The sequence below is a fragment of the Cupriavidus sp. HMR-1 genome (assembly GCF_000319775.1).
Taxonomy (GTDB): Bacteria; Pseudomonadota; Gammaproteobacteria; order Burkholderiales; family Burkholderiaceae; genus Cupriavidus; species Cupriavidus metallidurans.
This window is the reverse complement of the sequence record NZ_ANKP01000071.1, coordinates 1-25703: the sequence shown is the minus strand read 5'-3', so window position 1 is coordinate 25703 and position 25703 is coordinate 1. Positions and strand designations below refer to the sequence as shown.

22 protein-coding genes are annotated in these 25703 nt (G+C 62.2%); 15 read left to right on the top strand and 7 right to left on the bottom strand.

Annotation, left to right across the window (positions count from 1 at the left end; genetic code table 11):
- Positions 1 to 40: 40 nt before the first annotated feature.
- The gene (gene ltrA / locus D769_RS10830; protein WP_008644923.1) at positions 41 to 1741 is read right to left on the bottom strand and encodes a group II intron reverse transcriptase/maturase; all 1701 of its coding nucleotides are present in this window, start codon (positions 1739 to 1741) and stop codon (positions 41 to 43) included.
- Positions 1742 to 3126: 1385 nt separating this feature from the next.
- Between ltrA and D769_RS10825 the strand changes: the two genes are divergently transcribed.
- Complete coding sequence (locus D769_RS10825) at positions 3127 to 4965, top strand: hybrid sensor histidine kinase/response regulator (RefSeq protein WP_008644921.1); 1839 nt, start codon at positions 3127 to 3129, stop codon at positions 4963 to 4965.
- 65 nt (positions 4966 to 5030) lie between these two features.
- Here the strand turns inward: D769_RS10825 and D769_RS10820 are convergent, their stop codons facing one another.
- Positions 5031 to 5690, bottom strand: coding sequence for a response regulator transcription factor (locus D769_RS10820; RefSeq protein ID WP_008644919.1), 660 nt, complete (start codon positions 5688 to 5690; stop codon positions 5031 to 5033).
- A 237-nt stretch (positions 5691 to 5927) separates the two neighbouring features.
- Between D769_RS10820 and purN the strand changes: the two genes are divergently transcribed.
- The 6 genes from purN (at position 5928) to nadC (ending at position 12999) form a co-directional block, all read left to right on the top strand.
- Complete coding sequence (gene purN / locus D769_RS10815) at positions 5928 to 6590, top strand: phosphoribosylglycinamide formyltransferase (RefSeq protein WP_008644917.1); 663 nt, start codon at positions 5928 to 5930, stop codon at positions 6588 to 6590.
- Entirely contained in the window at positions 6587 to 7987 is a 1401-nt protein-coding gene (locus D769_RS10810; RefSeq protein WP_008644915.1) for a class I SAM-dependent methyltransferase, read from the top strand. Before purN ends, D769_RS10810 begins: the two co-directional genes overlap by 4 nt.
- On the top strand, positions 7987 to 9357 hold the full coding sequence (locus tag D769_RS10805) for a mechanosensitive ion channel domain-containing protein (protein ID WP_008644914.1): 1371 nt from the start codon (positions 7987 to 7989) through the stop codon (positions 9355 to 9357). Before D769_RS10810 ends, D769_RS10805 begins: the two co-directional genes overlap by 1 nt.
- Before the next feature lie 295 nt (positions 9358 to 9652).
- Positions 9653 to 10843: an acyl-CoA desaturase gene (locus D769_RS10800; protein WP_008644913.1), complete on the top strand. Its 1191-nt coding sequence runs from the start codon at positions 9653 to 9655 to the stop codon at positions 10841 to 10843.
- A gap of 141 nt (positions 10844 to 10984) precedes the next feature.
- A complete protein-coding gene (gene nadA / locus D769_RS10795) occupies positions 10985 to 12139 on the top strand; it encodes a quinolinate synthase NadA (protein ID WP_008644912.1) in 1155 nt (384 codons plus the stop codon).
- Positions 12136 to 12999, top strand: a complete 864-nt coding sequence (gene nadC / locus D769_RS10790; RefSeq protein ID WP_008644911.1) for a carboxylating nicotinate-nucleotide diphosphorylase — start codon at positions 12136 to 12138, stop codon at positions 12997 to 12999. Before nadA ends, nadC begins: the two co-directional genes overlap by 4 nt.
- Before the next feature lie 27 nt (positions 13000 to 13026).
- Here the strand turns inward: nadC and nadB are convergent, their stop codons facing one another.
- From nadB to rpmB, 3 genes are all read right to left on the bottom strand, one after another.
- A complete protein-coding gene (gene nadB, locus D769_RS10785; RefSeq protein WP_008644910.1) occupies positions 13027 to 14634 on the bottom strand; it encodes an L-aspartate oxidase in 1608 nt (535 codons plus the stop codon).
- A 181-nt stretch (positions 14635 to 14815) separates the two neighbouring features.
- Positions 14816 to 14986 (bottom strand): 50S ribosomal protein L33, encoded by a 171-nt coding sequence (rpmG, locus tag D769_RS10780; RefSeq protein ID WP_008644909.1) that lies wholly within the window; start codon positions 14984 to 14986, stop codon positions 14816 to 14818.
- A 13-nt stretch (positions 14987 to 14999) separates the two neighbouring features.
- Positions 15000 to 15233 carry a 50S ribosomal protein L28 gene (rpmB, locus tag D769_RS10775; RefSeq protein WP_008644908.1) on the bottom strand — a complete coding sequence of 78 codons (234 nt, stop codon included), beginning with the start codon at positions 15231 to 15233 and terminating at the stop codon, positions 15000 to 15002.
- 382 nt (positions 15234 to 15615) lie between these two features.
- Here rpmB and D769_RS10770 point away from each other — a divergent pair, with 382 nt between their 5' ends.
- From D769_RS10770 to D769_RS10740, 7 genes are all read left to right on the top strand, one after another.
- On the top strand, positions 15616 to 16107 hold the full coding sequence (locus tag D769_RS10770; protein ID WP_008644907.1) for a peptidylprolyl isomerase: 492 nt from the start codon (positions 15616 to 15618) through the stop codon (positions 16105 to 16107).
- The gene (gene ispH, locus D769_RS10765; RefSeq protein WP_008644906.1) at positions 16107 to 17099 is read left to right on the top strand and encodes a 4-hydroxy-3-methylbut-2-enyl diphosphate reductase; all 993 of its coding nucleotides are present in this window, start codon (positions 16107 to 16109) and stop codon (positions 17097 to 17099) included. The genes D769_RS10770 and ispH overlap by 1 nt, the downstream gene beginning before the upstream one ends.
- A gap of 674 nt (positions 17100 to 17773) precedes the next feature.
- Positions 17774 to 18979, top strand: a complete 1206-nt coding sequence (locus tag D769_RS10760) for a branched-chain amino acid ABC transporter substrate-binding protein (RefSeq protein ID WP_008644905.1) — start codon at positions 17774 to 17776, stop codon at positions 18977 to 18979.
- A 217-nt stretch (positions 18980 to 19196) separates the two neighbouring features.
- Entirely contained in the window at positions 19197 to 20132 is a 936-nt protein-coding gene (locus D769_RS10755) for a branched-chain amino acid ABC transporter permease (RefSeq protein ID WP_008644904.1), read from the top strand.
- A 13-nt stretch (positions 20133 to 20145) separates the two neighbouring features.
- The gene (locus D769_RS10750; RefSeq protein WP_008644903.1) at positions 20146 to 21300 is read left to right on the top strand and encodes an ABC transporter ATP-binding protein; all 1155 of its coding nucleotides are present in this window, start codon (positions 20146 to 20148) and stop codon (positions 21298 to 21300) included.
- 13 nt (positions 21301 to 21313) lie between these two features.
- Entirely contained in the window at positions 21314 to 22090 is a 777-nt protein-coding gene (locus tag D769_RS10745) for an ABC transporter ATP-binding protein (protein WP_008644902.1), read from the top strand.
- Positions 22091 to 22106: 16 nt separating this feature from the next.
- A complete protein-coding gene (locus D769_RS10740) occupies positions 22107 to 22823 on the top strand; it encodes an ABC transporter ATP-binding protein (RefSeq protein ID WP_008644899.1) in 717 nt (238 codons plus the stop codon).
- Positions 22824 to 22935: 112 nt separating this feature from the next.
- Here D769_RS10740 and D769_RS10735 read toward each other — a convergent pair whose 3' ends face one another.
- Positions 22936 to 24123, bottom strand: coding sequence for an acetylornithine transaminase (locus tag D769_RS10735; RefSeq protein ID WP_008644896.1), 1188 nt, complete (start codon positions 24121 to 24123; stop codon positions 22936 to 22938).
- Positions 24124 to 24400: 277 nt separating this feature from the next.
- Positions 24401 to 25456, bottom strand: coding sequence for a CDP-6-deoxy-delta-3,4-glucoseen reductase (locus D769_RS10730; protein ID WP_008644894.1), 1056 nt, complete (start codon positions 25454 to 25456; stop codon positions 24401 to 24403).
- Between the two features lie 10 nt (positions 25457 to 25466).
- Between D769_RS10730 and D769_RS10725 the strand changes: the two genes are divergently transcribed.
- On the top strand, positions 25467 to 25703 hold a 237-nt coding region (locus D769_RS10725; RefSeq protein ID WP_008644891.1), incomplete at its 3' end, for an NAD-binding protein.

Genomic DNA, 25703 nt, shown 5'->3' with positions numbered 1-25703 from the left:
TTTCCCCGCATACGGCTCAAGCCTCTACAAAATGATTGAGTTAATCAAACACCGGCTTCACTGCAACTTGACCATAGGAGTGAACTTGGACATGACAGTCGGGGTGCACCAGAACTCGATTCCCTAGAGCGTCCGAGCCACCGGAAACCCGTGGTTCGATGTGATGGTCATGCCATCTTGTCTCTTTGGTTATCTTGCCTTGGCATACCGCGCATAAGCCCCGCTGGGACATGAACAGCTTTGCCCACTGCTGTCGGTACGACATGCTTTCTGCCATACGTTCCTGCCGCAGTGTTTCGCCATACATTTCCTGCGCTGGGTCGAAGGGGTTGTAGTCCCCTCGAACCTTCTTGTGCCTCCGAATAGGCGTACTCGGTATCGAATACAACTCCATCCAGTAGCGTTCGCCAGCCTTACCCAAAACGTTGGTTCCAAACACCCAGTTCCGCATTCCGATTGAGGCAAAGTACTTCCTCCGCACCCACTCGGTATTCTTCCCTCGGTGTCGCCGTTTTGCCCACCTCCATAGACACCTGAAGATCAGGTGCTCCATTCGGGTGAACGCCGCCTTTGCAACCACTGGGCCGTGATACTGTGCCCAACCCCTCAGCATCGGGTTCAGCGTTCGGATCAGATCCTCCGGCTTTTTCCCATGGTGTGTCCTGATAACCTCCTTGGCCCTGCGATAGAACGCTAGTGCGTTCTTCTTGCTCGGCTTGATGAGCAGCGTTCCCGAATACTTCCGGAAATTCCACCCAAGGAAGTCAAAGCCATCGGCGATGTTCACGATTCGCGTTTTCTCCGGGGAAAGAGTGAGTCCCCGTACAGCTAGGAACTGTTCTACCCACGGCTTCACTTCGTGCTCCAAAACTTCCGGCGTATTGCCGGTGATCACGAAGTCGTCCGCGTACCGCACGACATTCACCTTTAGCCTGTTGGCCTGGACAGTCCCGAGTTTCGTTCGTAAGAACTTCATCAGGTCACGTTCCAGTCCATTCAGTGCCACGTTGGCCAAGGTTGGGGAGATGATGCCCCCCTGTGGTGTTCCAGCATCGGTCGCCTGAAACTGGCCTTGAAATACCACGCCAGCCTTCAGCCACTTCCGAAGGATTGCTTTGTCCATGGGGACATTGCGCTCCAGCCAGTCGTGGCTGATATGGTCGAAGCACCCTTTAATGTCTGCCTCCAGCACCCATTGGGCCGAAGCCTTTTTGGACAAGGAGACAAACAGCTGGGACATGGCATCCGCAGTCGAACGATTAATCCGAAACCCGTAAGAGTTCGGATCGCTCGTCCCCTCGGACACCGGCTCCAGCGCCAGCAGGTATAGCGCCTGCATGGCTCGGTCGTGCAGAGTTGGAATGCCCAAGGGGCGCTCCTTCCCATTCGCCTTCGGGATGTACACCCGCCTTAACGGCAGCGGACGATACCCCCGGCGCTTCAACCTCCCAATGGCTTCCCATCGAGCTTCAGGCGAGTCCCACGCAACGCGGTCGACACCAGCCGTCCGCGCCCCTTGGTTCATCGCCACTCGCCTTACCGCCGATGCCTTGGCAGAAAACGAGCGGGTCAGGGACCGTTGCAAGGTTTTCACCCTGCGCCAATCCCCTTCCTGTGTTGCCTTCGCAATTCGAATCTGCATTGCCCGAACATTCCGTTCGACGCGGCGCCAATTGATGTCGCCCCATCGCTGCGGGATGCCGGAGGGCGCAGATTCATCCTCACGGATCAATGCTTCCATGCTGCTCTCCTATCTTGAGGACTTCCCAAGACGACGGAGACAACATGCCCCTTGAGGGGCATATCACCCCCCAAGGGAAGAAAATTAAACAAGCGAGTTCAGTCAGCCGTCTTGCGACGAAAGACCAGTTGGAAGTCTGCCCGCTTTCGCGTGAGGTAATGTCTCAACCCCTATCCGGACCATTACAGCCCGGCATTCGCTTTTTCCAACCTCCCATACCCGCACAGCCAACAGCGTTCCTTGCGGTTCGCCTGCCTGAGCCATACCGCGCTCCGGCAGCCATACGGGCTTACCACGTTCCCTGCGCATTACACGACTGGGTTAGGGCCTGCCTCTTCACCGGTGGTCCGAATGGCGACGTGTTCCGAACTTTCAGCGGAACAACCGACCACATACCTTTTTTGGTTAGTGCCTATCAGCAGCTTTGGCACTGCAATGCTTACGGTGTTTATCAGCAGTTCACATATGTTGCCCATACCAGCCAGCCTGGCTCCTCGACCCCATTGCTGCTAGGAGTCTCTGCGTCTCTACCTCTCGGCAGTTACGCACCCTTGCGGGGGCTTCGTTGTCAGGAGAGCTTCACACCCCACCGTTACCCGTGACGCATGTCTCCCTAGGCTACTGCTAGTCGCATAGCAGGTTCTCTATCGAGGCACCCTCGCGGGTGTATTCGACCGAACCATAACGCGCAGAGCTAAACGCTCCGGAAACCTCACTTCAATACTTCAGTGCCTCCATACTGGCAGGCGCTCGAAGAAGACAGGCGCTGACGCGCCCGCCTCCATCCCAAAGACGTAGCGCCGACCCTACTGGGCCGGGTTGAATGCTATGTAGCGAAGACGCAGCAAATTACCGCCGCATATTCGCCCACACCTCCGTAGAGAGTGCGTACTGCAAAGACACCTGCCCAAAGGCAAGCGTCCCCGCCTTTGGGCAATGGCTGGAAATCCATCCAGCAGAAAGCAAGCTTTGAGTTGGCCGATACTTTGGCCTCCTCGCAACACATGGACTCGCTCCGGCCTTGCGGCCGGGTTTGTCAAAGCAAGAAATGGTTGAGATTGGACGGTTCTGGCCGAAGCCTCCCCTTGTCTCAACAAAGGTCGATGCTCTTAACGTAGAGCTACCGGACACGAGGGTGCGTGTCGCACGAAAGGGGGCATTATAAGGCGAACCACCGGTTTGCCGCCCGAAAAGCCTGCCGGCCGACCAATTTGACGCCGGTCTGGCGCGCGCTTTCGACACACGTCCCCCACAAACGTGGTGCTTTTGACAAATTTGTGGGTTATTGGGGTGCCTCGCAATGGCGCGGCGCCGCAAAAATCGGCATGATATGCCCCACTTGCAACAAAATTGCGCGATTTCTGCAACGTCGGCAGACTTGTCTGATGCCAGTTGCAGCGACGAAGAACGTCGCCTTACGTGCCACGCCACACTTGAACGCGCTGCTCAACAAGATCCTGCCCCCGCCCGGGCCGCAACTGGACACCGAAACGCGAGCCAAGCTGCTCGTCACCGTTCATCGTGTCTCCCCCACGGGCATCGCATCCTCAGCCCTGCTGCCGGGGCTGACCGCGTACACGTTCTGGAACGAAGCCAACCACGTGGCGCTGGTGATCTGGTGCGCCATCATGTTGCTGCTGACCATCGGCGGGACGTGGTTCTACCTTGGGTTCCAGCGCGATATGGGCAGGTTGAGCCGCTCGGCGCACACGCGCAAGTGGTGGAACAACATGCGCGCCATCGCGTTCCTGACGGGACTGACCTGGGGCAGTTCGGCGCTGCTGCACCTGTATTCGTCGTCCGTGGTGTTTTCGAGCGTGCTGTATCTGCTGACGCTGGGCGTGCTCGCGGGCGGCGCCACGTCGCAGTCGCCCATCCCATCGAACCTGGTCTTTGCCGGCGTGCCGATCCTTGTGCCGAATGTGCTGCTGGCCGACTTTGCCTTTCCGGGCCATGGCACGTATGTGCAATTGCTGCTGGCTATCTATGCGCTGATGCTGGCCCGGCATTCGCTGAATCTGCAGCACACGTTGGTGCGCGCCATCCAGCTCGAATCCGAAAGCCGCCGGCTCGCCAAGCAGTTTCAGGAAGAGAAGGAACGGGCACTTCATGCCAGTGAGGAGAAGTCCCGCTTCCTGGCGGCCGCGAGTCACGACCTGCGCCAGCCTGTTCATGCCCTGGTGATGCTGGTCGAAGCGTTGCGTGCGCGCAACCAATCGAGTTCGCTCCACCCGCTCGTCGAGCAGGTGGCCGCCGGGACGCAGACTATCGATCTGCTGTTCCGGTCCCTGCTTGACCTGTCCAAGCTTGAGGGGCGCAAGGTGTTGCCGACGCTGGAGCCATGCGAACTCAATTCGCTGATCCATGACGTGATGAGCCAGTTCGCTGCTGATGCGCGCGAAAGCGGTCTGACGCTGACGCCACGCGTGCCTGACGAACTGTTCGCCATGGCCGAGCCGGTGCTGTTGCGGCGGGCGCTGTTCAACCTCGTGCAGAACGCGCTGCGCTATACGAAGCGCGGCGGCATTCTGGTGACCGCGCGACAGCGCCGCAAGCACGTGCGGCTGGAGGTCTGGGACACCGGTGCGGGCATCACGCCCGAGCACCTGCCCGAGATCTTCTCGCCGTACTACCAGGTTCACAATCCGCAGCGCGATCCGTCGCAGGGTCTTGGTCTGGGGCTCGCGATCTTCCGGGAGTGCGTGCGTCTGATGCGCGGGACTTACGGCGTGCGCTCGGTGCCGGGCAAGGGATCGGTATTCTGGTTCGCGCTGGCGCCGGTGCCCGAGGAGACCGTAGCCAGTGTTCGGGCGATGCGGGCAAATGCGCAGGCGGAAGAAGCGCGGCACGATCGCTTGCGTGGCACCGTGCTGGTGGTCGATGACGATAGCCAGATTCGCAAGGCGTGGATCGCGTTGATGGAAGCCTGGGGCATTCGCGTGGCATGTGCCGCGCACGGGGGAGAGGCCGACCGACTCTTCGCCAAGGGTCTCAAGCCGGACATCATCTTCTGTGACCTGCGCTTGCCCGGCAACGAGAACGGGCTCGATTTGCTGGAGCGCTGGCAGACCTCGCAGCCTCAGGCTCGCAGTGCGCTGCTGACGGGCGATCTGAAGTCCGCGGCGCTGCAGGCCGCCGAGGAGGCAGGCTACTTTGTCCTGCCGAAACCGGTGGACCCGGCGAACCTGCGCATGTTGCTGCGTCGCTGGTTGCCCACGGCATGAACGCATGAATGACAACGCCGCCCTTGAGGCGGCGTTGTCATTCATGCGTGGCGATGTTCACTGCCTCACTGGCGCAGGCGGAAACGCTCCATGCGCGACATGACCTGCATGCGCGTGCGCACGCCCAGCCGTTGCAGGATGGCCGAGACGTGTTCCTTGACGGTGTTCTCGGTCAGCCCCAGCTTGCGGGCGATGACCTTGTTCGGCAGTCCTTCGAGCACCAGCGCGAGCACCGAGCCCTGGCGCGGCGTGAGGCCGAGTTCGGCCGGCGTGACGGGAATGCCGTGGGCAGGGCCGAACGATTGCGATCGGCCGGACAGGGCCTCATCGGATGGGAAACTGGTGTCGCCGGCCAGGACCTTGCGCACGGCCGCAGTGAACGCGTTGGCGTCCAGATGCTTGCCGACGAAACCGCAGGCCGATAGCGCGCGGGCGCGGCCCACGATCTCGGGTGTGGCCTCCGCCGACATGAAGATGAAGCGGGCGCCCGGGATCACGCTCTTGAACGACTGCATGGCATCGAAGCCAGTACCATCGTTCAGCCAGATGTCGAGCAGCACGATATCGGGACGGAGCCCCTGGTTCAGGGAGTGGAGGGCTTCCTTGGCGCTGCCAGCGGAATGAACGGCGACGTCGGGCATCACTTCCGCCAGGAAGGCGGTTGTGCCCGAGAGCGCCATAGGATGATCATCGACCACCAACAAAGTCGGTGCAGCGTTCAACATGCGTATTCCCGTCTAAGTTCCCATTTCGCCCTTGTTGTCACCGTCTTTTTGTGTCGCGGCGCGTGGGCGTAGGGCCCACTCTAACAGAGCGGGTTGCGCGTCACAATCCATCACACGGGGGTACCGGGATTGGTGGGCGCGCCTGTTTTTGTTGCCCCATGTGCGTTTGGCGGTAATTAAGTACCTAATGCGCATGGTTTGCAAGTGTTTGCACCACAGCTTGGTAGAATCGCGGCGATGAAGAATATTGTGATATTGATTTCCGGGCGTGGCTCCAACATGGAAGCGATCGTCCGGGCCTGCGCCGCCGAGAAATGGCCGGCGCGCGTGGCAGCGGTACTGTCGAACCGCCCCGATGCCTCGGGCCTGCAGTTCGCCTCGCGCCACGGTATTGCCACCGGTGTGGTGGACCACAAGCAGTTTTCCGGACGTGAGAGTTTCGACGCCGCGATGCAGGACGCCATCGACGTCTACCAGCCCGACCTCGTCGTGCTGGCAGGCTTCATGCGGATCCTGACGCCTGGCTTCGTCGAGCATTACGCCGGGCGAATGCTCAACATCCATCCGTCGCTGCTGCCGAGCTTCCCCGGCTTGCATACGCACAGGCAGGCGCTGGAGGCGGGCGTCAAGCTGCATGGCGCGACGGTGCATTTCGTGACGCCAGAGCTCGATCATGGACCGATCGTGTTGCAGGCGGCACTTGATGTTCTGCCTGGCGACACACCGGAGTCGCTGGCCGATCGTTTGCTCGATAGCGAACATGTCATTTACCCGCGCGCTGTGCGCTGGTTCGTCGAAGACCGTCTGCACGTGCAGGACGGTGTCGTTCAAGTAGTTCAACCGGCCGAGCCCCAATGGTTCATGGCCATCTCGCCCCAAGCGGCAGGAAAACAGCCATGAGTCGCAATCCCGCAACTTCCCAGGACAATCGTCAGCGCTCGCGTCCGAGCAAAGGCAAGGCCAGCCCGATCCGCAAGTCGCCCAACGCCCGGCAGCAGGGCGCTGACGGCGCGTCGCGCACGCCCGGCGGCCTGCAGGCTTTCCATCTGCAACATATCGACCGCCTGCTCGGCAAGGTGCTGTTGTTCGCGCGCCCGTCCGACGCGGTGGTCAGCCATTACTTCCGCGAAAATAGCAAACTTGGTCATCGTGACCGGGGCATCATCGCCGAAGCAATTTTTGCAGTGTTGCGCCGACGCGTCGAATTTGGTCAATTTGCCGAAAGTGGCACAGGTTCGGCCACGCGTCGCCTCGGGCTGCTGGGCCTGGCCGCGACGCTCGGCCGCGATGTGCTTTCGCCGTTCCTTCATCCCGACGAAGCTGTCTGGCTCGACCGCCTGACCACGATCGAGCGCTCCAGCCTGGCGCCACGCGTGCGCGCCAACCTGCCCGAGTGGCTGTATGACGATCTGGTGGCGCGTCATGGCGAGGCATTTACTGCTGCGCTTGGCGATGCCTGGCTGCGTCCCGCGCCGCTCGACCTGCGCGTGAACACCGCCAAGCTGTCGCGTGAAGAGGCACTGGCCGAACTCCAGACTGCCGGTATCGCCGCCGAACTGGCCCCGATGGCGCCGGCTGGCATCCGCCTCAAGGGCAAGCCCGCGTTGAACCAGCTCCCGCTGTTCATCAACGGTGGCGTGGAAGTGCAGGATGAGGGCAGTCAGCTGCTGTGCCATCTGCTTGCGCCGCGTCGCGGCGAGATGGTGGTCGACTTCTGCGCGGGCGCTGGCGGCAAGACGCTGGCGCTGGGCGTGGCCATGCGTTCGACTGGGCGGCTCTATGCATTCGATGTGTCGGAGAAGCGCCTGGCCAATCTGAAGCCGCGTCTGGCTCGTAGCGGCCTGTCGAACGTGCACCCGGTGCTGATCGACTCCGAGCGCGATGCCAAGGTCAAGCGCCTGGCCGGCAAGATCGATCGTGTGCTGGTGGACGCGCCTTGCAGCGGCCTGGGTACCCTGCGCCGCAATCCCGATCTGAAGTGGCGCCAGACGCCGGAATCGGTTGTGGAACTCACCGCGAAGCAGGCGGCCATCCTCGATGCCGCGGCGAAGCTGGTGAAGGGCGGTGGGCGTGTCGTGTATGCCACGTGCAGCGTGCTGGAGGCCGAAAACGAGGCGATCATCCGTGATTTCCTGGCATCCCACGAGAATTTCCGCCTTGTGCCGGTGGGCGAAGTGCTGGCCGAGCAGAAGATCGAGGTGCCGGAGTTGCCGGCGGAAGGCGGCATGTTGGCGCTTTATCCGCATATCCATCAGACCGATGGCTTCTTCGCCGCGGTGTTGGAGCGCACGCGCTGATGGCGGATGGCACGCTGATGAACCCCGATACGCTCGCCGAGCTGAAACGTTCGCACGCGATGTTCGGCAAGATGGTTCAGGACCTGATCCACGATGCGGGCGGCCCGGGGTTTTTCTGGCAGATCGGGGTACTGGCCATTTGCCTGTTGATCGCGTGGCCGCTGTCGCGGCGCGTGGTCAAGCGGCTGGAGGTTCGCCACCAGTCGGCAAGCTTCTCGCTGCGCATGGCCGCGGTCAGTCTGGAGCGGGCGGTGTTCCCACTCATCAGCTGGCTGCTGGTGTTGGTGGCGCGTTTCTCGCTGGAGTCGCTGATCCCGATCAGCGTTCTGCGGCTGGCGCTGGTGCCGCTGTTCGGCATCACCTCGTTGTATGTGACGTTCTACATCCTCCGGCGCGTGATATCGGGACATGGCCAGCTTCACGGCATGCTTGTGCTGGTGGAGAAGGTACTGACAACCCTGACGTGGATCGCCATGGGTTTGTACGTGCTTGGCGTGCTGCCGGACGTGGTCGCATGGATGCGGGACGTGCGGTTCTCGATTGGCGGCAAGCAACATATCAACCTGGCCGATTCGCTGATGGCAATGGTCTGGATTCTCCTGACCGTGCTGGTGGCGATGTGGTTTGGTTCGTGGCTGGAAGAGCGCCTGATGCGCGCGACCACGCTCGATTCGAATCTGAAGGTCGTGCTGACGCGCATCACCAAGGCGCTGCTGTTGCTGGTGTCGCTGCTGCTGAGCCTGTCGCTGGTGGGCATCGACCTGACTGTGCTCTCGGTGTTTGGTGGCGCACTGGGCGTCGGCCTCGGTCTTGGCCTGCAGAAGATCGCCAGCAACTACATATCGGGCTTCATCATCCTGCTCGATCGCTCGGTCAAGCTTGGCGACCAGATCACGGTCGACAAGTACACCGGCATCGTGTCGCAGATTCGCACACGCTACACCGTTGTGCGCAATGGTGACGGCGAGACGCTTGTGCCGAATGAGCAACTTGTGGCCCAGTCGGTGCAGAACCATTCGTTCTCTGGAACGAATGTGCGCGTGGCCACCCGGGTGCAAGCGGACTATGCCGCCGATCCGGAAATGGTGATCGGATTGCTGCAGGATTGTGTGCGCAATTTGCCACGTGTGCTAGAAACGCCGGCACCCGCCGCGTTCCTGGTGATGTTTGCCGACAGCGGCATCGAGTACGAAACTGCCGTCTACATCGCGGATCCACAGAACGGCAAGCTCGGCGTGCAGTCGGCGATGAATCGGGCCATCTGGCGCGCGTTTCACGAAAATGGCATTTCGATCCCATATCCGCAGCGCGAGGTGCGGATGCTGAATCCGACGACGCCACTTGTCGTGGCGGATGCCGCACAGAATTGAACGTTTCCCGCGCCAGCCTCTCAAAGTCGGGGAAAAAGCGGATGTCTGACCCGCGTCGATCCGGTAGAATATCGGGCTGAACGCGGGTTGCAGACCAACCCGTCAGCCCCACTTCCAGACAACCGCCAGATTGCAGCGGTTCGTGCCTCGGCCCGGCTCCTGCCACCTACGCAGGATTGCGCCAGCGCCAGAAAGCTATCGCAATCGTTGAATTTGCAGTCTTTTTTCTGCGCGTTTGGTGCGTTGCATGGTAGTGCCGCACTGCATCCCTCGTTTTTTAGACGGAGAACACAGTTTGTTCGACTCAATTCTTGATTGGGCCGCCAACGGCCTCGCCAACTGGTCCTGGTGGGAGATCGTGATCTACACGCTCGTGATGACGCACATCACGATCGCCGGCGTGACCATTTTCCTGCACCGCTGCATGGCGCACCGGTCGCTGGACCTGCATCCGATCGCCCAGCATTTCTTCCGTTTCTGGCTGTGGATGACCACGGGCATGGTGACCAAGGAGTGGACCGCGATTCACCGCAAGCACCACGCCAAGTGCGAAACCGAAGACGATCCGCACAGCCCGCAGACCCGCGGCATCCGCAAGGTGCTGCTGGAAGGCGCGGAGCTGTATCGCGCCGAGGCCAAGAATAAGGAAACCATCACCAAGTTCGGCCACGGCACGCCCGATGACTGGATCGAGCGCAATCTGTACTCGCGCTTCTCCTGGCAAGGCGTGGCGCTGATGCTGATCATCGACCTGGCCCTGTTCGGCCTGGTCGGCATGTCCGTGTGGGCAGTGCAGATGCTCTGGATCCCGATCCATGCGGCCGGCATCATCAACGGCCTGGGCCACTACTGGGGCTATCGCAACTACGACTGCGAAGACGCATCGACCAACGTGTCGCCGTGGGGCTTCATCATCGGTGGTGAAGAGCTGCACAACAACCACCACACGTACCCGACGTCGGCCAAGTTCTCGATCAAGTGGTACGAGATCGACGTGGGCTGGTGGTACATCCGCGCGATGCAGTCGGTGGGCCTGGCCAAGGTCAAGAAGACCCCGCCCAAGGCTCGCCTGGTGGAGGCCCGTCCGGTGGATCACAACACGCTGGAAGCGATCATCGCTAACCGCTACGACGTGATGGCCCGCTACGCCAAGACGCTGAAGTCCGCCTACAAGGATGAACTGCGCAAGCACAAGGAAGGCAATACGCCCGAGTACTCGAGCTTCAAGCCGGCCCGCAAGTGGTTCCACCGCGAGGAAACCAAGCTGGCTGCGCCGCAACGTCAGCAATTGGCGACCATCGTCGAGCAAAACAAGATGCTGAGCACGTTCGTGGAAATGCGCCGCGAACTGGCTGTGATCTGGGGCCGCTCGAACCTGACGCGCGAGCAACTGCTGGCTCAGCTGCAGGCCTGGTGCCATCGCGCCGAAGCCAGCGGCATCCAGGCGCTGCAGGAGTTTTCGCTGCGCCTGCGCCGGTACGCCTGATACAATCGCCGACGCGCCCGTCATGGCTATAAAGCCCCGCCCCAGGCGGGGCTTTTCTTTTGGCTAAACTTCTCCATGTGATGGCACAGACCGCGCGTCCACAGCGCGGCAGCCAACGGTGCGCCGAGGAGTACTGCAGAGATGACCCCACAAACGATCAAGAGCGTCGAGTTCGAAAAGCCGAACCTGACGGACCCTGACGCGGCCGCCGGTGGTAGCTGCGTCGCGCACGCCTGGGCCAAGGTGCCCCCGGCGCTGACACCCGATGAGCGCCAGGCGCTCAAGTCACGCATTCGCAAGTTGTTGAAAGAGCGCAATGCGGTGCTGGTGGCGCATTACTACGTCGATGCCGACCTGCAGGATCTTGCCGAGGAAACCGGCGGCTGCGTGTCCGATTCGCTGGAGATGGCCCGTTTCGGGCGCGATCACGAGGCCAAGACGCTCGTGGTGGCCGGCGTGCGATTCATGGGCGAGACCGCCAAGATCCTGAGCCCCGAGAAGACGATCCTGATGCCGGATCTGGACGCCACCTGCTCGCTGGACCTGGGCTGCCCGGCCGACGATTTCGCGGCATTCTGCGATGCGCACCCGGATCGCACCGTGGTGGTCTATGCCAACACCAGCGCGGCGGTGAAGGCGCGCGCCGACTGGATGGTGACGTCGAGCATCGGCCTGAAGATCGTCGAGCATCTGCATGCGCGCGGCGAGAAGATCCTGTGGGCACCGGACAAGCATCTGGGCAGCTACATCCAGCAGCAGACCGGCGCCGACATGCTGCTGTGGCAGGGCTCGTGCCTGGTGCACGACGAGTTCAAGGGTATCGAACTCGATCTGCTGCGCCGCGAGCATCCGAAAGCCAAGATCCTGGTCCACCCGGAATCGCCGGCCAACGTGGTTGCGCAGGCTGATGTGGTCGGCTCGACCAGCCAGTTGATCGCCGCAGCCCAGCAACTGGACGCCAACGAGTTCATCGTCGCCACCGATAACGGCATCCTGCACAAGATGCGCATGGCCGCGCCCGGCAAGATGTTCATCGAGGCCCCGACCGCCGGCAACAGCGCCACCTGCAAGAGCTGTGCGCATTGCCCGTGGATGGCCATGAATGCGCTGACCAACCTGGCCGAAGTCCTCGAGACCGGCCGCAACGAAATTCACGTCGACGCCGACATCGGACAACGCGCCGTAACGTGTATCAACCGGATGCTCGATTTCGCCGCGCAGCAGAAAGCCAATGTTCGCCCCGCAGCCGATCTCGCCAGGGAATCGGCACTGTTCAGCGGAGTCGGCCCGGCATGAGCGTGAACTCTGTATTCGATAGCTACGGCCCTGCGCTGCGTGTGGCGCTGGCCGCCAACGTCAAGGCAGCGATTGCCGAGGATGTGGGGACTGGTGACCTGACTGGTCTGCTGGTGCCGGCCGACAAGCCCGTGCACGCCCGCGTGATTGTTCGCGAAGCTGCCGTGCTGTGCGGTCGCCCGTGGTTCGATGCCTGCATGCAAGCGATCGACGAGAGGCTGCTGGTGACGTGGCAAAAGGAAGAGGGCGCGCGTCTGGCGCCGGACGACGTGGTCTGCGAAATCGCCGGGCCGGCACGCGCGTTGCTGACCGCCGAGCGGCCATCGTTGAATTTCCTGCAACTGCTCTCCGGCGTGGCGTCGGCCACCCGCCGTTACGCCGATCTGATCGCCGATACGCGCGCACGCGTGCTCGATACGCGCAAGACGCTGCCGGGCCTGCGTCTTGCGCAGAAGTATGCGGTGAGGGTCGGGGGTGGGGAGAATCAGCGCCTGGCCTTGTACGACGGCATCCTGATCAAGGAGAACCACATCGCGGCGGCGGGCGGTATCGCGGCGGCGATGGAAGCGGCACTGGCGCTCGGCACCGAGGCTTCAATCCAGATCGAGGTCGAATCGATCGCCGAACTGGAAGAGGCGCTGGCGGCAGGCGCGAAGTCCGTGCTGATCGACAACTTCTCGCTCGAAATGATGCGCGAGGCCGTGACGATCAACCGTGAGCGCGCGCTGCTCGAGGTGTCGGGCGGGGTGAACTACGAAACGATTCGCCGCTTCGCCGAAACCGGCGTCGACCGGATCTCGGTCGGCGCCCTCACCAAGGATGTGCGCGCGACCGATTTCTCGCTGCGCATCGTCGGCTGAGCCTGGTCCTGGGCTGTCGCCGGAGGTTCAGACCTTCCGGCGGCTTGCCGCGCGGCCCGTCAGCGGTTGCAGCACGGTAGGCAGCGCCTTCGGCAGCGTTTCCGGATAGTCACGGCTAAAATGCAGGCCACGGCTTTCGTGGCGTGAATAGGCGCTGTCGACGATCAGCGATGCCACTTCCACCAGGTTGCGTAATTCCAACAGATCGCGGGTAACGCGGAAATTCGCGTAGTACTCGGCGATCTCCTCGCGCAGCATGCCGATCCGGTGCTGCGCGCGCTCCAGCCGCTTGTCGGTGCGCACGATGCCGACGTAGTTCCACATCAGGCGGCGCAGCTCATCCCAGTTGTGCGAGACGACGACTTCCTCGTCGGCATCCGATACGCGGCTCTCATCCCAGGCCGGCAGCGTGATGTCCGGCGCGTCGGCCTTGCCTTGCGAGGCAATGTCCGCAGCCGCGGCACGGCCGATCACCATGCATTCGAGCAGCGAGTTCGACGCCAGGCGGTTGGCGCCGTGCAGACCCGTGCAGCCCGTCTCGCCAACCGCGTAGAGATTGCCGAGATCGGTGCGGCCCGCCGTATCGGTGACCACGCCACCACAGGTGTAGTGCGCGGCCGGCACCACGGGAATCGGCTCGCTCGCGATATCGATGCCAAGTTCCAGGCAGCGGGCGTAGATCGTCGGGAAGTGTTCCTTGAGGAACGATACGGGCTGATGCGTGATGTCGAGATACACGCAATCCAGGCCGCGTTTTTTCATTTCGAAGTCGATGGCGCGAGCTACCACGTCACGCGGCGCCAGTTCAGCGCGGTCGTCATGCTCGGGCATGAAGCGCGTGCCATCCGGCAGCCTCAGCAGGCCGCCTTCGCCGCGCACGGCTTCCGAGATCAGGAACGACTTCGCGTAGGGGTGATAGAGGCAGGTCGGATGAAACTGGATGAATTCCATGTTCGACACCCGGCAGCCCGCGCGCCAGGCCATGGCGATGCCGTCGCCGGTAGCCGTGTCGGGGTTGGTCGTATAGAGGTAGACCTTGCCCGCGCCGCCGGCGGCCAGCACCGTATGCGTGGCTGTGAGCGTGCGCACTTCGCCCGTTTCCGCATCGAGCACGTACAGGCCATAGCAACGGTTGCCGGGCAAGCCGAGCTTGGCGGACGTGATCAGGTCGACTGCGAACTGGTCTTCGAGGATCGTGATGTTCGGATGCTGGCGGGCCTGCTCGGCCAGCGTGGTCACCACCGCATGGCCGGTGGCGTCGGCAACGTGGATGATGCGGCGACGGCTATGCCCGCCTTCGCGGGTGAGGTGGAAGCCGAGTTCGGCCTGTTCGTCGCGCGTGAACGGCACCCCGCGGTCGATCAGCCATTGGATCGCTTCGCGGCCATGCTCCACGATAAAGCGCGTCGCTTCCTCGTCGCAAAGGCCTGCACCTGCAACCAGCGTGTCCTGCGTGTGTTCGTCGTGACTATCGCCCGAGTCGAGCACCGCGGCGATGCCGCCCTGGGCCCAATCGCTTGCCCCCGTTGTCATGGCGCGTTTGCTGAGGATGACAACCCGGTGGGTATCGGCAAGCTGCAAAGCGACGGTAAGGCCGGCCAGCCCGCTGCCGACGATCGCGACGTCGTAGTTCATGGTGCAGGGATCGCGCGAGCGCGAAAGAGCGTTGGGGGAAAGCTCGCAAGTCTACACCCACCCGCACCAGACTGTTACACCTTCCCCTTGGCCGGCAAGGTTTGGCGGCGATTGCCGGACGGTCGCCCAGAAACAAAAAGCCCCGCAAGTGCGGGGCTTTTGGCTGAAGACCGTAGATCAATTACTTGATCTTGGTTTCCTTGTAAGGCACATGCTTACGGGCGACGGGATCGAACTTCGAGATCTCCATCTTTTCCGGCATGGTGCGCTTGTTCTTGGTGGTCGTGTAGAAATGACCGGTACCTGCGGTCGATTCCAGCTTGATCTTGTCGCGTCCGCCTTTGCTGGCCATGGTGTACTCCTAATTAGACTTCGCCGCGTGCGCGCAGGTCTGCGAGCACGGCGTCGATGCCTTTCTTGTCGATCAGGCGCAGACCGGCGTTCGAGACGCGCAGGCTCACCCAGCGGTTTTCCGATTCAACGAAGAAGCGGCGGTTCTGCAGGTTGGGCAGAAAACGGCGCTTGGTCTTGTTGTTTGCGTGGGAAACGTTGTTGCCGACCATCGGCGCTTTCCCGGTCACTTGACAGACGCGTGCCATGAAGCACTCCTAAATCTTATTCGTGGACAATGTTCGCAACAGATCAACAAAAGGCGCGCGGGCCCGGACTGCAGCGGATTGGTACTTCAGCGAAACGAACATTATAGACCGGAAACGAGCGACGAATCAATGCCTTCCGACAGATTCGGAAGCGGGCCGTTGCATCGTGCTGCTTGCGTCACGTCATGGGCTGACGGATGGGCCGGTCATGTTCTGCCGTCGACCGGAGATCGACGGGGCCCACAATGTAACGGCCCCGGCGAGTGCTGTCCAGTCTCTTCCGGGATGCGCTTCCTCAAGGTTTTCCGAGTTGCCAGCACGAGCAGCCCAACGGCGGATGGTCTAGTCGCATACAATGGCGGCTGTTGACCGGTTGACTCCCATGACTTTGCAATCTACTGCGGCCCAGGCCGAACGTGACGCCGCGCCTGCGCGCAAGACCGTCCAGGCAGACTCCTTCCTGACGCTTCATTACAGCATCGCCCTCGAGAACGGCACCGAAGTGGTGAGCACGTTCGAGGAAAAGCCCGCCACGCTGCTGCTTGGCCAGGGTCAGCTCGTTCCGACGCTGGAACAGGCGCTGCTGGGGATGGCCGAAGGCGAGCGCACCCTCTATCGCCTGGCCCCCGAACAGGCGTTCGGTCCGCGTAATCCCGAACTGCTGCAATGGGTCTCGCTGGCCACGCTGCGCGAGAACAGCTCGTTCGAGGAAGACTACGCGCCGGGCGACCTTGTCGAATTCAACGCGCCTGGCGGCGGCAAGTACGCCGGCGTGCTCAAGGAGTACGGCGAGACCGCCGCGCTTTTCGATTTCAACCACCCGCTGGCCGGACAGGCAATTCTGTTCGATGTTCAGCTGATCGGAATTCTCTGATGTCTGCCGTTGTAACGGAACGCAGCATGACCGAAACCACTGTCCCTGCCGATGCCGAGATCCTGATGGCGCAACCGCGCGGCTTCTGCGCGGGCGTCGATCGTGCGATCGAAATCGTCGAACGCGCGCTGTCGCGCTTCGGCGCTCCCATCTATGTGCGCCACGAGATCGTCCACAACGCCTACGTGGTGGCCGACCTGCGCAAGAAGGGCGCGATCTTCGTCGACGAGCTCGATGAAGTGCCGCAGGGCTCGACGGTCATCTTCAGCGCCCATGGCGTATCGAAGGAAGTGCGCGCCGACGCCACCGCGCGCGGCCTGACCGTTTTCGATGCCACCTGCCCGCTGGTGACCAAGGTGCACGTGGAAGTCGGCAAGATGCGCGGCGAGGGTTGCGAGATCATCATGATCGGCCACCGGGGCCACCCTGAAGTGGAAGGCACCATGGGCCAATCCGAACAAGGGATGCTGCTGGTGGAATCGGTGGACGACGTGAATCGTCTGGTCGTTGCCGATCCGCAACAGCTGGCCTACGTCACGCAGACCACGCTGTCGGTGGACGAGACCGCCGAGATCGTGGCCGCGCTCAAGACACGCTTCCCGCAGATCCGCGAGCCGAAGAAGCAGGACATCTGCTACGCGACGCAGAACCGCCAGGACGCCGTGAAGTTCATGGTGCCGCAGGTGGAAGTGGTGATCGTGGTGGGCAGCCCGAACAGTTCGAACTCGAACCGCCTGCGCGAACTGGCCGACCGTTTGGGCGTGCCAGCGTACATGGTGGACGATCCAGAGCAGCTCAAGCCGGAATGGGTGACTGGCAAGCGCCGCATCGGCCTGACGGCCGGCGCCTCGGCGCCCGAGGCGCTCGCCCAGGCGATCGTCGAGCGTCTGCGGACTTTCGGCGTCAAGAGCGTGCGCGCGCTCGAGGGCGTGGAAGAGAACATGTCGTTCCCGCTGCCGCGTGGCCTGGCCAGCGTGTCGGTCCAGTCCTGATTCTGAAGTCCTGAGTTCCCGAGGCTGGGCGCCCTGCCTGCCTCGTCCCTGTCGGACACCTCACGCGCACGCGTGACGGTGTCCGCACCAAAATCCCTCCCCAGCAATCCGCACCGCGTTTCTCCCGCCCATGATTGGTGCTTGGGTGTCATTCCGCACGTTCGCTGCCGACGCGCATTTGTTCCTCGTCCAATACTTCTGTAATAGCCGTTTCTTTATTAATGCGTTTCTCGCGTGTCTATACACGCAGACAATACAGGGTAATCCCCGATGCTGGGGTTTTCCCTATTTTGGGGCGGCGACATATTCTGCACATTAGAGAGGCAACCTTGCATTTGAAATGAAATGCCTAATTAATAGTTGGTGATTATAGGTGGCTCCGGCAATGCTTATATGGCGGCGCCGCTTGGTCAGGCGGGCGCTGGGCACGATTCTTGTAAGGGTATGTGACGGGTCTGCCAAGTGAGCGGAGATTGCCCCATTTTGTGCATTGGGGAAATTCCCTAGCTCAATTGGCGGGTAAAAGGTTCAGGTTGTTGCGTCGCGTATTGCATCTACAAAGAAAGGGGATACAATTCGCGCGTTTCAAATTGAAACTAAACAAAGGCGGTTCGGGGAATACGTCCGGGAGGCGTGTTTTATTCCCTGTTTTTGTGAATCCTAGGAGATCACTCATGCAATTCACGTTTGCCAAGATTCTGCCGATCGCGGCCGCTGTGGCGCTGGTCGCTGCATGTGGCAAGAAAGAAGAAAAGCCGGTTGAATCGGCCGCACCGGCACCCGCTGCCACGGCGGCAGCCGACACGAGTGGCGGCGAGACCATCGTCAAGATCGGTCACGCGGCGCCCCTGACCGGCGGCATTGCCCACCTTGGCAAGGACAACGAGAACGGCGCCCGCCTGGCCGTGGAAGAGGTCAACAAGGATGGCCTGACCATCAACGGCAAAAAGATCAAGCTGGAACTGGTTGGCGAAGACGACGCGGCCGATCCGAAGACCGGTACCGCCGTGGCCCAGAAGCTGGTGGACGCCAAGGTCGTGGCCGTGGTGGGCCACCTGAACTCGGGCGTGTCGATCCCGGCTTCGAAGATCTACAGCGATGCCGGCATCGTCCAGATCTCGCCGTCGTCGACCAACCCCGACTACACCAAGCAGGGCTTCAAGACCACCTATCGCGTGGTGGCGACCGATGCCCAGCAAGGTCCGGCACTGGCCAACTACGCCGCCAAGACCCTGCACGCCAAGACCGTGGCCATCGTCGACGATGCCACTGCCTACGGCAAGGGCCTGGCCGACGAGTTCGAGAAGACCTCGAAGGCCGATGGCGTGAACGTAGTGGCACGTGAAGCCACCAACGACAAGGCCACCGACTTCAAGGCCATTCTGACCAAGATCAAGGGCAAGAAGCCCGACGTGATCATGTACGGTGGCATGGACGCCACCGGCGGCCCGTTCGCCAAGCAGGCGAAGGAGTTGGGCATCACGGCGAAGATCGTTGGCGGCGATGGTGTCTGTACCGACAAGGTGGCCGAACTGGCTGGCGATGCCGTGGACAACCTCATCTGCTCGGAAGCCGGTCTGGCACTGTCCAAGATGGAGAAGGGCGCCGACTTCGAGAAGCGCTACCAGGCACGTTTCAACTCGCCGGTGCAGATCTACGCGCCGTTCACCTATGACGCCGTCATGGTGATCGTCGACGCGATGAAGCGCGCCAATTCGACCGACCCGGCGGCCATCCTGGCCGAGATGCCGAAGACGAACTACAAGGGCGTGATCGGCAACATCGCCTTCGACGAAAAGGGCGACATGAAGGAGGGCACCATCACGCTGTACGACTACAAGGACAAGAAGAAGTCCGTCCTCGACGTCGTGAAGATGTAATCAGGGCTTACCAGCCCAGACGAACGGCACCGTGAGCACTTTTACGGTGCCGTTCTTTTTAGTCTCGCCAACGTGTTGACAGCATCCTTACCAAGGGTGGAACAGGGCGGGAGGCACACCAGCAGAGCAACACCCATACCTGACCCATCCAACATTACCGTCCCACCCGAGGCATCCACACCATGCCTGCCGGATCGGGGCTGAAGCAGGAGTTTTCATGGATATCTTTATCCAGCAGATCGTGAACGGTCTTGTGCTCGGCAGCATCTACGCGCTGATCGCACTGGGCTACACCATGGTCTACGGCATTCTGGGCATCATCAACTTCGCGCACGGCGATGTGCTGATGATTGGCGCGCTGACCGCTTTGTCGGCAATCATGGGGCTGCAAAAGTTCGCCCCCGGCCTGCCCGAATGGCTGACGCTGGTGATCGCCACGCTGATCGCCATGCCCGTCTGTGCAGTTCTGGCCTATACCATCGAACGCGTGGCCTACCGGCCGTTGCGCAACGCACCTCGATTGGCCCCGCTTATTACCGCGATCGGTGTCTCGATCATTCTCCAGACCATGGGGATGCTGATCTGGTCGCGCAACCCGCTGACGTTCCCGCAACTGCTGCCGTCGAGCCCGATCGACATCGGCTCCACCGGCGCCACGATCACCGGCAAGGAAATCGTCATCATCGGCCTGGCCGTGATGGTGATGGCGGGCCTGCTGGCCCTGGTGAACCGTACCAAGCTCGGCCGCGCCATGCGCGCCACCGCCGAGAACCAGAAGGTGGCGGGCCTGATGGGCGTCAACCCCAACTTCGTGATTTCTGCCACGTTCATGATCGGTGCGGCGCTTGCGGCGCTGGCCGGTGTGATGATGGCCACCAACTACGGCAATGCCCATTTCTACATGGGCTTCATCCCGGGCCTGAAGGCATTCACTGCCGCGGTGCTCGGCGGCATCGGCAACCTGGCCGGCGCAATGGTCGGGGGCATGTTGCTGGGCCTGATCGAGGCGCTTGGCGCGGGCTACATCGGCGACTTGACCAACGGTGTGTTCGGCTCGAACTACCAGGACGTGTTCGCCTTCATCGTGCTGATCATCGTGCTCGTGTTCCGTCCGTCCGGCATCATGGGCGAACGTGTGGCTGACCGCGCCTGAGGGGAGAGAATCCATGAATACTCCGATTCCATCCACAGCCGTGGCGGCGCCGTCGCGCGTGCCGGCCAAGACGCTGGCCGCGCTGGTCGGCTTCCTGGTGGTCGCGCTCTGCGCTCCATTCTTCGTTCAGACCTTCGGCGGCAACTACTGGGTGCGCGTGCTCGACTTCGCGCTGCTCTACATCATGCTGGCGCTGGGCCTGAACATCGTGGTCGGCTTTGCCGGTCTGCTTGATCTGGGCTACATCGCGTTCTATGCGGTAGGCGCCTACATGATGGCGTTGCTCGGCTCGCCTCACCTGTCCAATCAGTTCGAGTGGATCCACCAGCTGTTCCCTAACGGACTGCACCTGTCGATGTGGTTCGTCCTGCCGATAGCGGTGGTGGTGGCGGCCACGTTTGGCGTGCTGCTGGGTGCGCCAACGCTGAAACTGCGCGGGGACTACCTGGCCATCGTGACACTGGGCTTCGGCGAGATCGTCCGCATCTTTATGAACAACCTGGACCGTCCGGTGAACATCACCAACGGCCCCAAGGGCATCACGGCAGTGGATCCGGTCCACATCTTCGGTTTCGACTTCTCGAAGTCGCACGAGATCTTCGGGCTCAAGTTCACACCGGTGTTCATGTACTACTACCTGCTGGTGGCGCTGGTCATTGTCATCGTGTTTATCTGCCTGCGATTGCAGAACTCGCGTATCGGCCGTGCCTTCGTGGCCATCCGCGAAGACGAGATCGCCGCCAAGGCGATGGGTATCAACACGCGCAACATCAAGCTGCTGGCCTTTGCCATGGGCGCCTCGTTTGGCGGTGCGTCGGGTGCGACTTTTGGCGCGTTCCAGGGCTTCGTCTCGCCGGAATCGTTCACGTTGTGGGAATCGATCTACGTCCTGGCGATCGTGGTGCTGGGCGGCATGGGCCACATCCCGGGCGTGATCCTGGGCGGCATCCTTCTGGTGGGCTTCCAGGAGCTGCTGCGCGCCGTGGCGGAACCGATTCAGACCGGCATCTTCGGCCAGGTCATTGTCGATGCCGAAGTGTTGCGCCAGTTGTTGTTCGGTCTGGCCCTGGTGGGCGTGATGCTGTATCGCCCGGCCGGCTTGTGGCCATCACCACGCAAGGAAGACCGTCCGGTTGTGCGTCGTGCCGGCAGTGTCGGTCGTTTCTGAACAGGGGGACAACATGAGCAATTCCGATTTCCTCCTGTCCGTACAGGGGGTCAACAAACGTTTTGGTGGCCTGCAGGCACTGTCCGATGTGGGCCTGCAGATCAAGCCGGGTGAGATCTATGGGCTTATCGGCCCGAACGGCGCCGGCAAGACCACGTTCTTCAATGTGATCACGGGCCTGTACACGCCGGACTCCGGCGAGTTCGTGCTGGGCGGCAAGCCGTACCAGCCGACTGCCGTCCACGAAGTGGCCAAGGCGGGTATCGCGCGCACGTTCCAGAACATCCGCCTGTTCGGCGACATGACCGCGCTGGAAAACGTGATGGTGGGCCGGCACGTGCGCACCAAGGCAGGCCTGTTCGGCGCCATCTTCCGTCCGCCTTCGGTGCGTCAGGAAGAAGAGGCCGTTGAAGACATGGCCCACGATCTGCTCGAGTACGTTGGCATTGGCAAGTACGCCAACTTCACGTCGCGCAACCTGTCGTACGGCCACCAGCGTCGTCTGGAGATCGCCCGCGCGCTGGCCACGGAGCCAAAGCTTCTGGCGCTGGATGAACCCGCCGCCGGCATGAACGCCACCGAGAAGGTGGAGTTGCGTGGCCTGCTGGAGAAGATCAAGAACGATGGCAAGACCATCCTGTTGATCGAACACGACGTCAAGCTTGTGATGGGCTTGTGCAACCGCCTCACCGTGCTGGACTACGGCAAGGTCATCGCGCAGGGCCTGCCGCACGAAGTGCAGAACAATCCTGCCGTGATCGAGGCTTACCTCGGCGCAGCGGCGCACTAAGGCGGGAGAGACGCAAATGACACAGACGATCCTGAAGATCTCGGGCCTGAAAGTGGCCTACGGCGGCATCCAGGCCGTCAAGGGCGTGGACCTGGATATCAAAGACGGCGAACTCGTGACGCTGATCGGCGCCAACGGCGCCGGCAAGACCACCACCATGAAGGCCATCACCGGCCTGCAGGGCTGGGCCGGCGGCGACGTGGAGTACATGGGCAAGTCGATCAAGGGCGTGCCCAGCTATGCGCTGCTCAAGCAAGGGCTGGCGATGGTGCCGGAAGGCCGCGGCGTGTTCGCGCGCATGACGATCACCGAGAACCTGCAGATGGGTGCGTACACGCGCAATGACGAGGCCGGCATCAAGGCCGACATCGACCGCATGTTCGAAACGTTCCCGCGCCTGAAGGAGCGTGCCGACCAGCTTGCTGGCACGATGTCCGGCGGCGAACAACAGATGCTGGCGATGGCCCGCGCGCTGATGAGCCAGCCGAAGCTGCTGTTGCTGGATGAGCCGTCGATGGGCCTCTCGCCGATCATGGTCGAGAAGATCTTCGAGGTGGTGCGCACGGTGTCGTCGCAGGGCGTGACTGTGCTGCTGGTCGAGCAGAACGCGCGCCTGGCGCTGCAGGCGGCCGATCGCGGTTACGTGATGGAGTCCGGCCTGATCACGATGAGCGGCGACGCAAAGCAGATGCTCGACGACCCGAAGGTGCGGGCCGCGTATCTGGGTGAGTAAAAGGCCGATGGTGCTCCTGTCTCCTGCTTGCGGGAGAGGGGAGCAGACACCCGGTGCCTCAAACAAAAAATGCCTCGCGAAAGCGAGGCATTTTTCATTGCGTGGCGTGAAGTCAGGCCAGCTTCTTCAGCAACTCGCGCAGCATGCCGATCATCTGGTCGATCTCTTCGCGGGTCACGTTCAGCGCGGGCATGAAGCGCAGCAGGTTCGGGCGCGGCGCGTTCAGCAGCAGGCCCACCGGCGACATTTCGCGTGCTTCTTCCACGAGTTGCGGGCCGATGTCCTTGCCCAGCACCAGCGCGCGCAGCAGGCCTTCACCACGCTCGCCACCCAGACCGAATTCCTTCGTCAGCACCAGCAGTTGCTCGCGCAGGTATTCGCCCTTGGCTTTCACGTCGTCCAGGAAGCCCGGCGCGGTCAGTTGTTCCATGACCGAGCTGCCCACGGCCGTCATCAGCGGGTTGCCGTTGTACGTGCCGCCCTGGTCGCCGGCTTCGAAGCTGGCGACATCGGCCTTGCACAGCAGCGCGGACAGCGGCACGCCGCCGCCAATGCCCTTGCCGAGCGTCATGATGTCCGGCTCCACACCCGACAGTTCGTACGCGAACAGCGTGCCGCAGCGGCCGCAGCCGGTCTGCACTTCATCGACGATGAACAGCAGCTTGTGCTTGTCGGCCAGCGCGCGCAGGCCCTGCATGAATTCGCGCGTGGCGGGAATCACGCCGCCTTCGCCTTGCACCGGCTCGAGCATGATGCCCACGGTCTTGTCGGTGATCAGCTTTTCCACCGAAGCCAGGTCGTTCAGCTCGGCCTTCGGGAAGCCCGGCACCTGCGGCGCGAAGATCGTGTCCCAGCCGGCCTTGCCCGACGCGCTCATGGTCGCCAACGTGCGGCCATGGAAGCTGTGGTCCATCGTGATGATCTCGTACGCGCCGTTCTTGTGCTTGCGGCCCCACTTGCGTGCGAGCTTGATCGCGCCTTCGTTGGCTTCCGCGCCGCTGTTGGCGAAGAAGACCTTGTCGAAGCAGCTGTTATCGGTGAGCTGCTGTGCCAGCTTCAGCATCGGCTCGTTGTAGAACGCCGGGCTTGGGTTCAGCAGCTTGCGCGCCTGCTTTTCCAGCGCCTGGATCATGCCTTCGTTCGAATGGCCCAGTGCGTTGACCGCCCAACCCTGCACGAAATCGAGATAGCGCTTGCCGTTATGGTCCGTCAGCCACGACCCCTTGCCTTCGGTGAAAACCAGTTCGGGCCGGTTGGTGATGTACATCAGGGATTGGACGGGAAACTCAGCAAATGCCATGGCGGACTCCTGGGGTCGGCATGAAACTAAAAGTCGAAAAAAGCAAAAAGCCACGGGGATTGCCCGTGGCTTGTTGACCTGAACAGACGCTGTTGACGGTCAGCCGCGCGGCACCCCGAATGGGAGCAACGTACGAGCGCGGCGTCGGATGAAGTTGGCGGTGTTCATGGCGGCCAATATAAGACGCATGGGCCCGGGTGTCAAAGCGAAATTTGGCAGGCCCGGGTGCCATTGTTGTGTCAGCGGAACGGCGAGTGGCGTTCTGGGGGCAATGCCCTCAGGCCGCGCCACCTTTGTGCAGGTCTGCTTCTGACGTGAACGAGTCGGCGAAGAACGCGTCCTCGTGCAGCTTGCATTGCGCCGAGAAGTCGCCGCGCGCGGCGTTCACCATCACGGGCGCGCCGCAGGCGTAGACCTCGTGGCCGGACAGGTCCGGATGGTCGGCCATCACCGCCTGGTGAACGAACCCCGTGCGGCCGGTCCAGTTGTCTTCAGCCTGCGCGTCGGATACCACTGGCACGTACTTGAAGTTCGGGAGGTCGCGCGCCCACTGTTCGCACAGCGCGTGCATGTACAGGTCGCGCGGACGGCGTCCGCCCCAGTACAGCGTCATCGGACGGGTGATGCCCGTGTACGCGGCATGTTCGACAATCGCCTTGATCGGGGCGAAGCCGGTGCCGGAGGCCAGCAGGATGATCGGCTTGTCCGATTCCTCGCGCAGGAAGAAGCTGCCGAGCGGGCCTTCGAAGCGCAGGATGTCGCGCTCCTTCATGGCCGGCGCGCCTTCCTTGGCGCCGAATACGTAATCGGTGAACGCGCCGCCGGGCATGTGGCGGATATGCAGTTCGATCGGGCCTTCCTCGTGCGGCGGCGTGGCGATCGAGTAGCTGCGGCGCTTGCCGTCACGCAGCAGGAATTCCACGTACTGGCCGGCCAGGTACTGCATGCGCTCGGTGGCGGGCAGTTGCAGCTTGATGGCGATGACGTCGTCGGCCAGGCGCTCCACCGAGGTCACGCGGCAGGGGATTTTCTTGATCGGAATATCGCCGGCGCCATGCACCTCGCGGCATTCGATCGTGATGTCGGAAGTGGCGTTGGCGCAGCAGAACAGCGCGCGGCCTTCCGTTTTTTCCTGGGCGGTCAGGGCCGCGGCAGCGTGGTCGCCCTGGTGGATCGTGCCTTCGAGCACGCGGCCCTTGCAGGAGCCACACGCACCGTTCTTGCACCCGTAGGGCAAGCCAATGCTGTGGCGCAGGGCCGCGCCAAGGATGGTTTCATCGGTGGCCACTTCGAACTTGTGGCCGCTGGGCATTACGGTGACTTGATACGCCATAATCGGATCTATGAGCCAAATTCTGTCGCCGCGAACGGCATTGTCTTCCCCACGGGGCGCACGGCGCCTGGGTCGTCCGCGCCTGCTGATCGTCGGTTGCGGCGATGTCGGCACGCGCATCCTGCGCCTGCTGTCCGCGCGTATGCGCGTATTCGCCGTCACTTCACAACCAGAACGCCGGGCCGAGCTTCGCGCAGCCGGCGCGGTGCCGCTGGTGGCGGACCTGGATCGGCCCGCCACGCTGGCG

Excerpts from the sequence above, each read along its gene's own strand:
- ltrA (WP_008644923.1), bottom strand. The coding sequence starts at position 1,741 with ATGGAAGCATTGATCCGTGAGGATGAATCTGCGCCCTCCGGCATCCCG.
- D769_RS10825 (WP_008644921.1), top strand. The coding sequence starts at position 3,127 with ATGCCAGTTGCAGCGACGAAGAACGTCGCCTTACGTGCCACGCCACAC.
- D769_RS10820 (WP_008644919.1), bottom strand. The coding sequence starts at position 5,690 with ATGTTGAACGCTGCACCGACTTTGTTGGTGGTCGATGATCATCCTATG.
- purN (WP_008644917.1), top strand. The coding sequence starts at position 5,928 with ATGAAGAATATTGTGATATTGATTTCCGGGCGTGGCTCCAACATGGAA.
- D769_RS10810 (WP_008644915.1), top strand. The coding sequence starts at position 6,587 with ATGAGTCGCAATCCCGCAACTTCCCAGGACAATCGTCAGCGCTCGCGT.
- D769_RS10805 (WP_008644914.1), top strand. The coding sequence starts at position 7,987 with ATGGCGGATGGCACGCTGATGAACCCCGATACGCTCGCCGAGCTGAAA.
- nadA (WP_008644912.1), top strand. The coding sequence starts at position 10,985 with ATGACCCCACAAACGATCAAGAGCGTCGAGTTCGAAAAGCCGAACCTG.
- nadC (WP_008644911.1), top strand. The coding sequence starts at position 12,136 with ATGAGCGTGAACTCTGTATTCGATAGCTACGGCCCTGCGCTGCGTGTG.
- nadB (WP_008644910.1), bottom strand. The coding sequence starts at position 14,634 with ATGAACTACGACGTCGCGATCGTCGGCAGCGGGCTGGCCGGCCTTACC.
- rpmG (WP_008644909.1), bottom strand. The coding sequence starts at position 14,986 with ATGGCCAGCAAAGGCGGACGCGACAAGATCAAGCTGGAATCGACCGCA.
- rpmB (WP_008644908.1), bottom strand. The coding sequence starts at position 15,233 with ATGGCACGCGTCTGTCAAGTGACCGGGAAAGCGCCGATGGTCGGCAAC.
- D769_RS10770 (WP_008644907.1), top strand. The coding sequence starts at position 15,616 with ATGACTTTGCAATCTACTGCGGCCCAGGCCGAACGTGACGCCGCGCCT.
- ispH (WP_008644906.1), top strand. The coding sequence starts at position 16,107 with ATGTCTGCCGTTGTAACGGAACGCAGCATGACCGAAACCACTGTCCCT.
- D769_RS10760 (WP_008644905.1), top strand. The coding sequence starts at position 17,774 with ATGCAATTCACGTTTGCCAAGATTCTGCCGATCGCGGCCGCTGTGGCG.
- D769_RS10755 (WP_008644904.1), top strand. The coding sequence starts at position 19,197 with ATGGATATCTTTATCCAGCAGATCGTGAACGGTCTTGTGCTCGGCAGC.
- D769_RS10750 (WP_008644903.1), top strand. The coding sequence starts at position 20,146 with ATGAATACTCCGATTCCATCCACAGCCGTGGCGGCGCCGTCGCGCGTG.
- D769_RS10745 (WP_008644902.1), top strand. The coding sequence starts at position 21,314 with ATGAGCAATTCCGATTTCCTCCTGTCCGTACAGGGGGTCAACAAACGT.
- D769_RS10740 (WP_008644899.1), top strand. The coding sequence starts at position 22,107 with ATGACACAGACGATCCTGAAGATCTCGGGCCTGAAAGTGGCCTACGGC.
- D769_RS10735 (WP_008644896.1), bottom strand. The coding sequence starts at position 24,123 with ATGGCATTTGCTGAGTTTCCCGTCCAATCCCTGATGTACATCACCAAC.
- D769_RS10730 (WP_008644894.1), bottom strand. The coding sequence starts at position 25,456 with ATGGCGTATCAAGTCACCGTAATGCCCAGCGGCCACAAGTTCGAAGTG.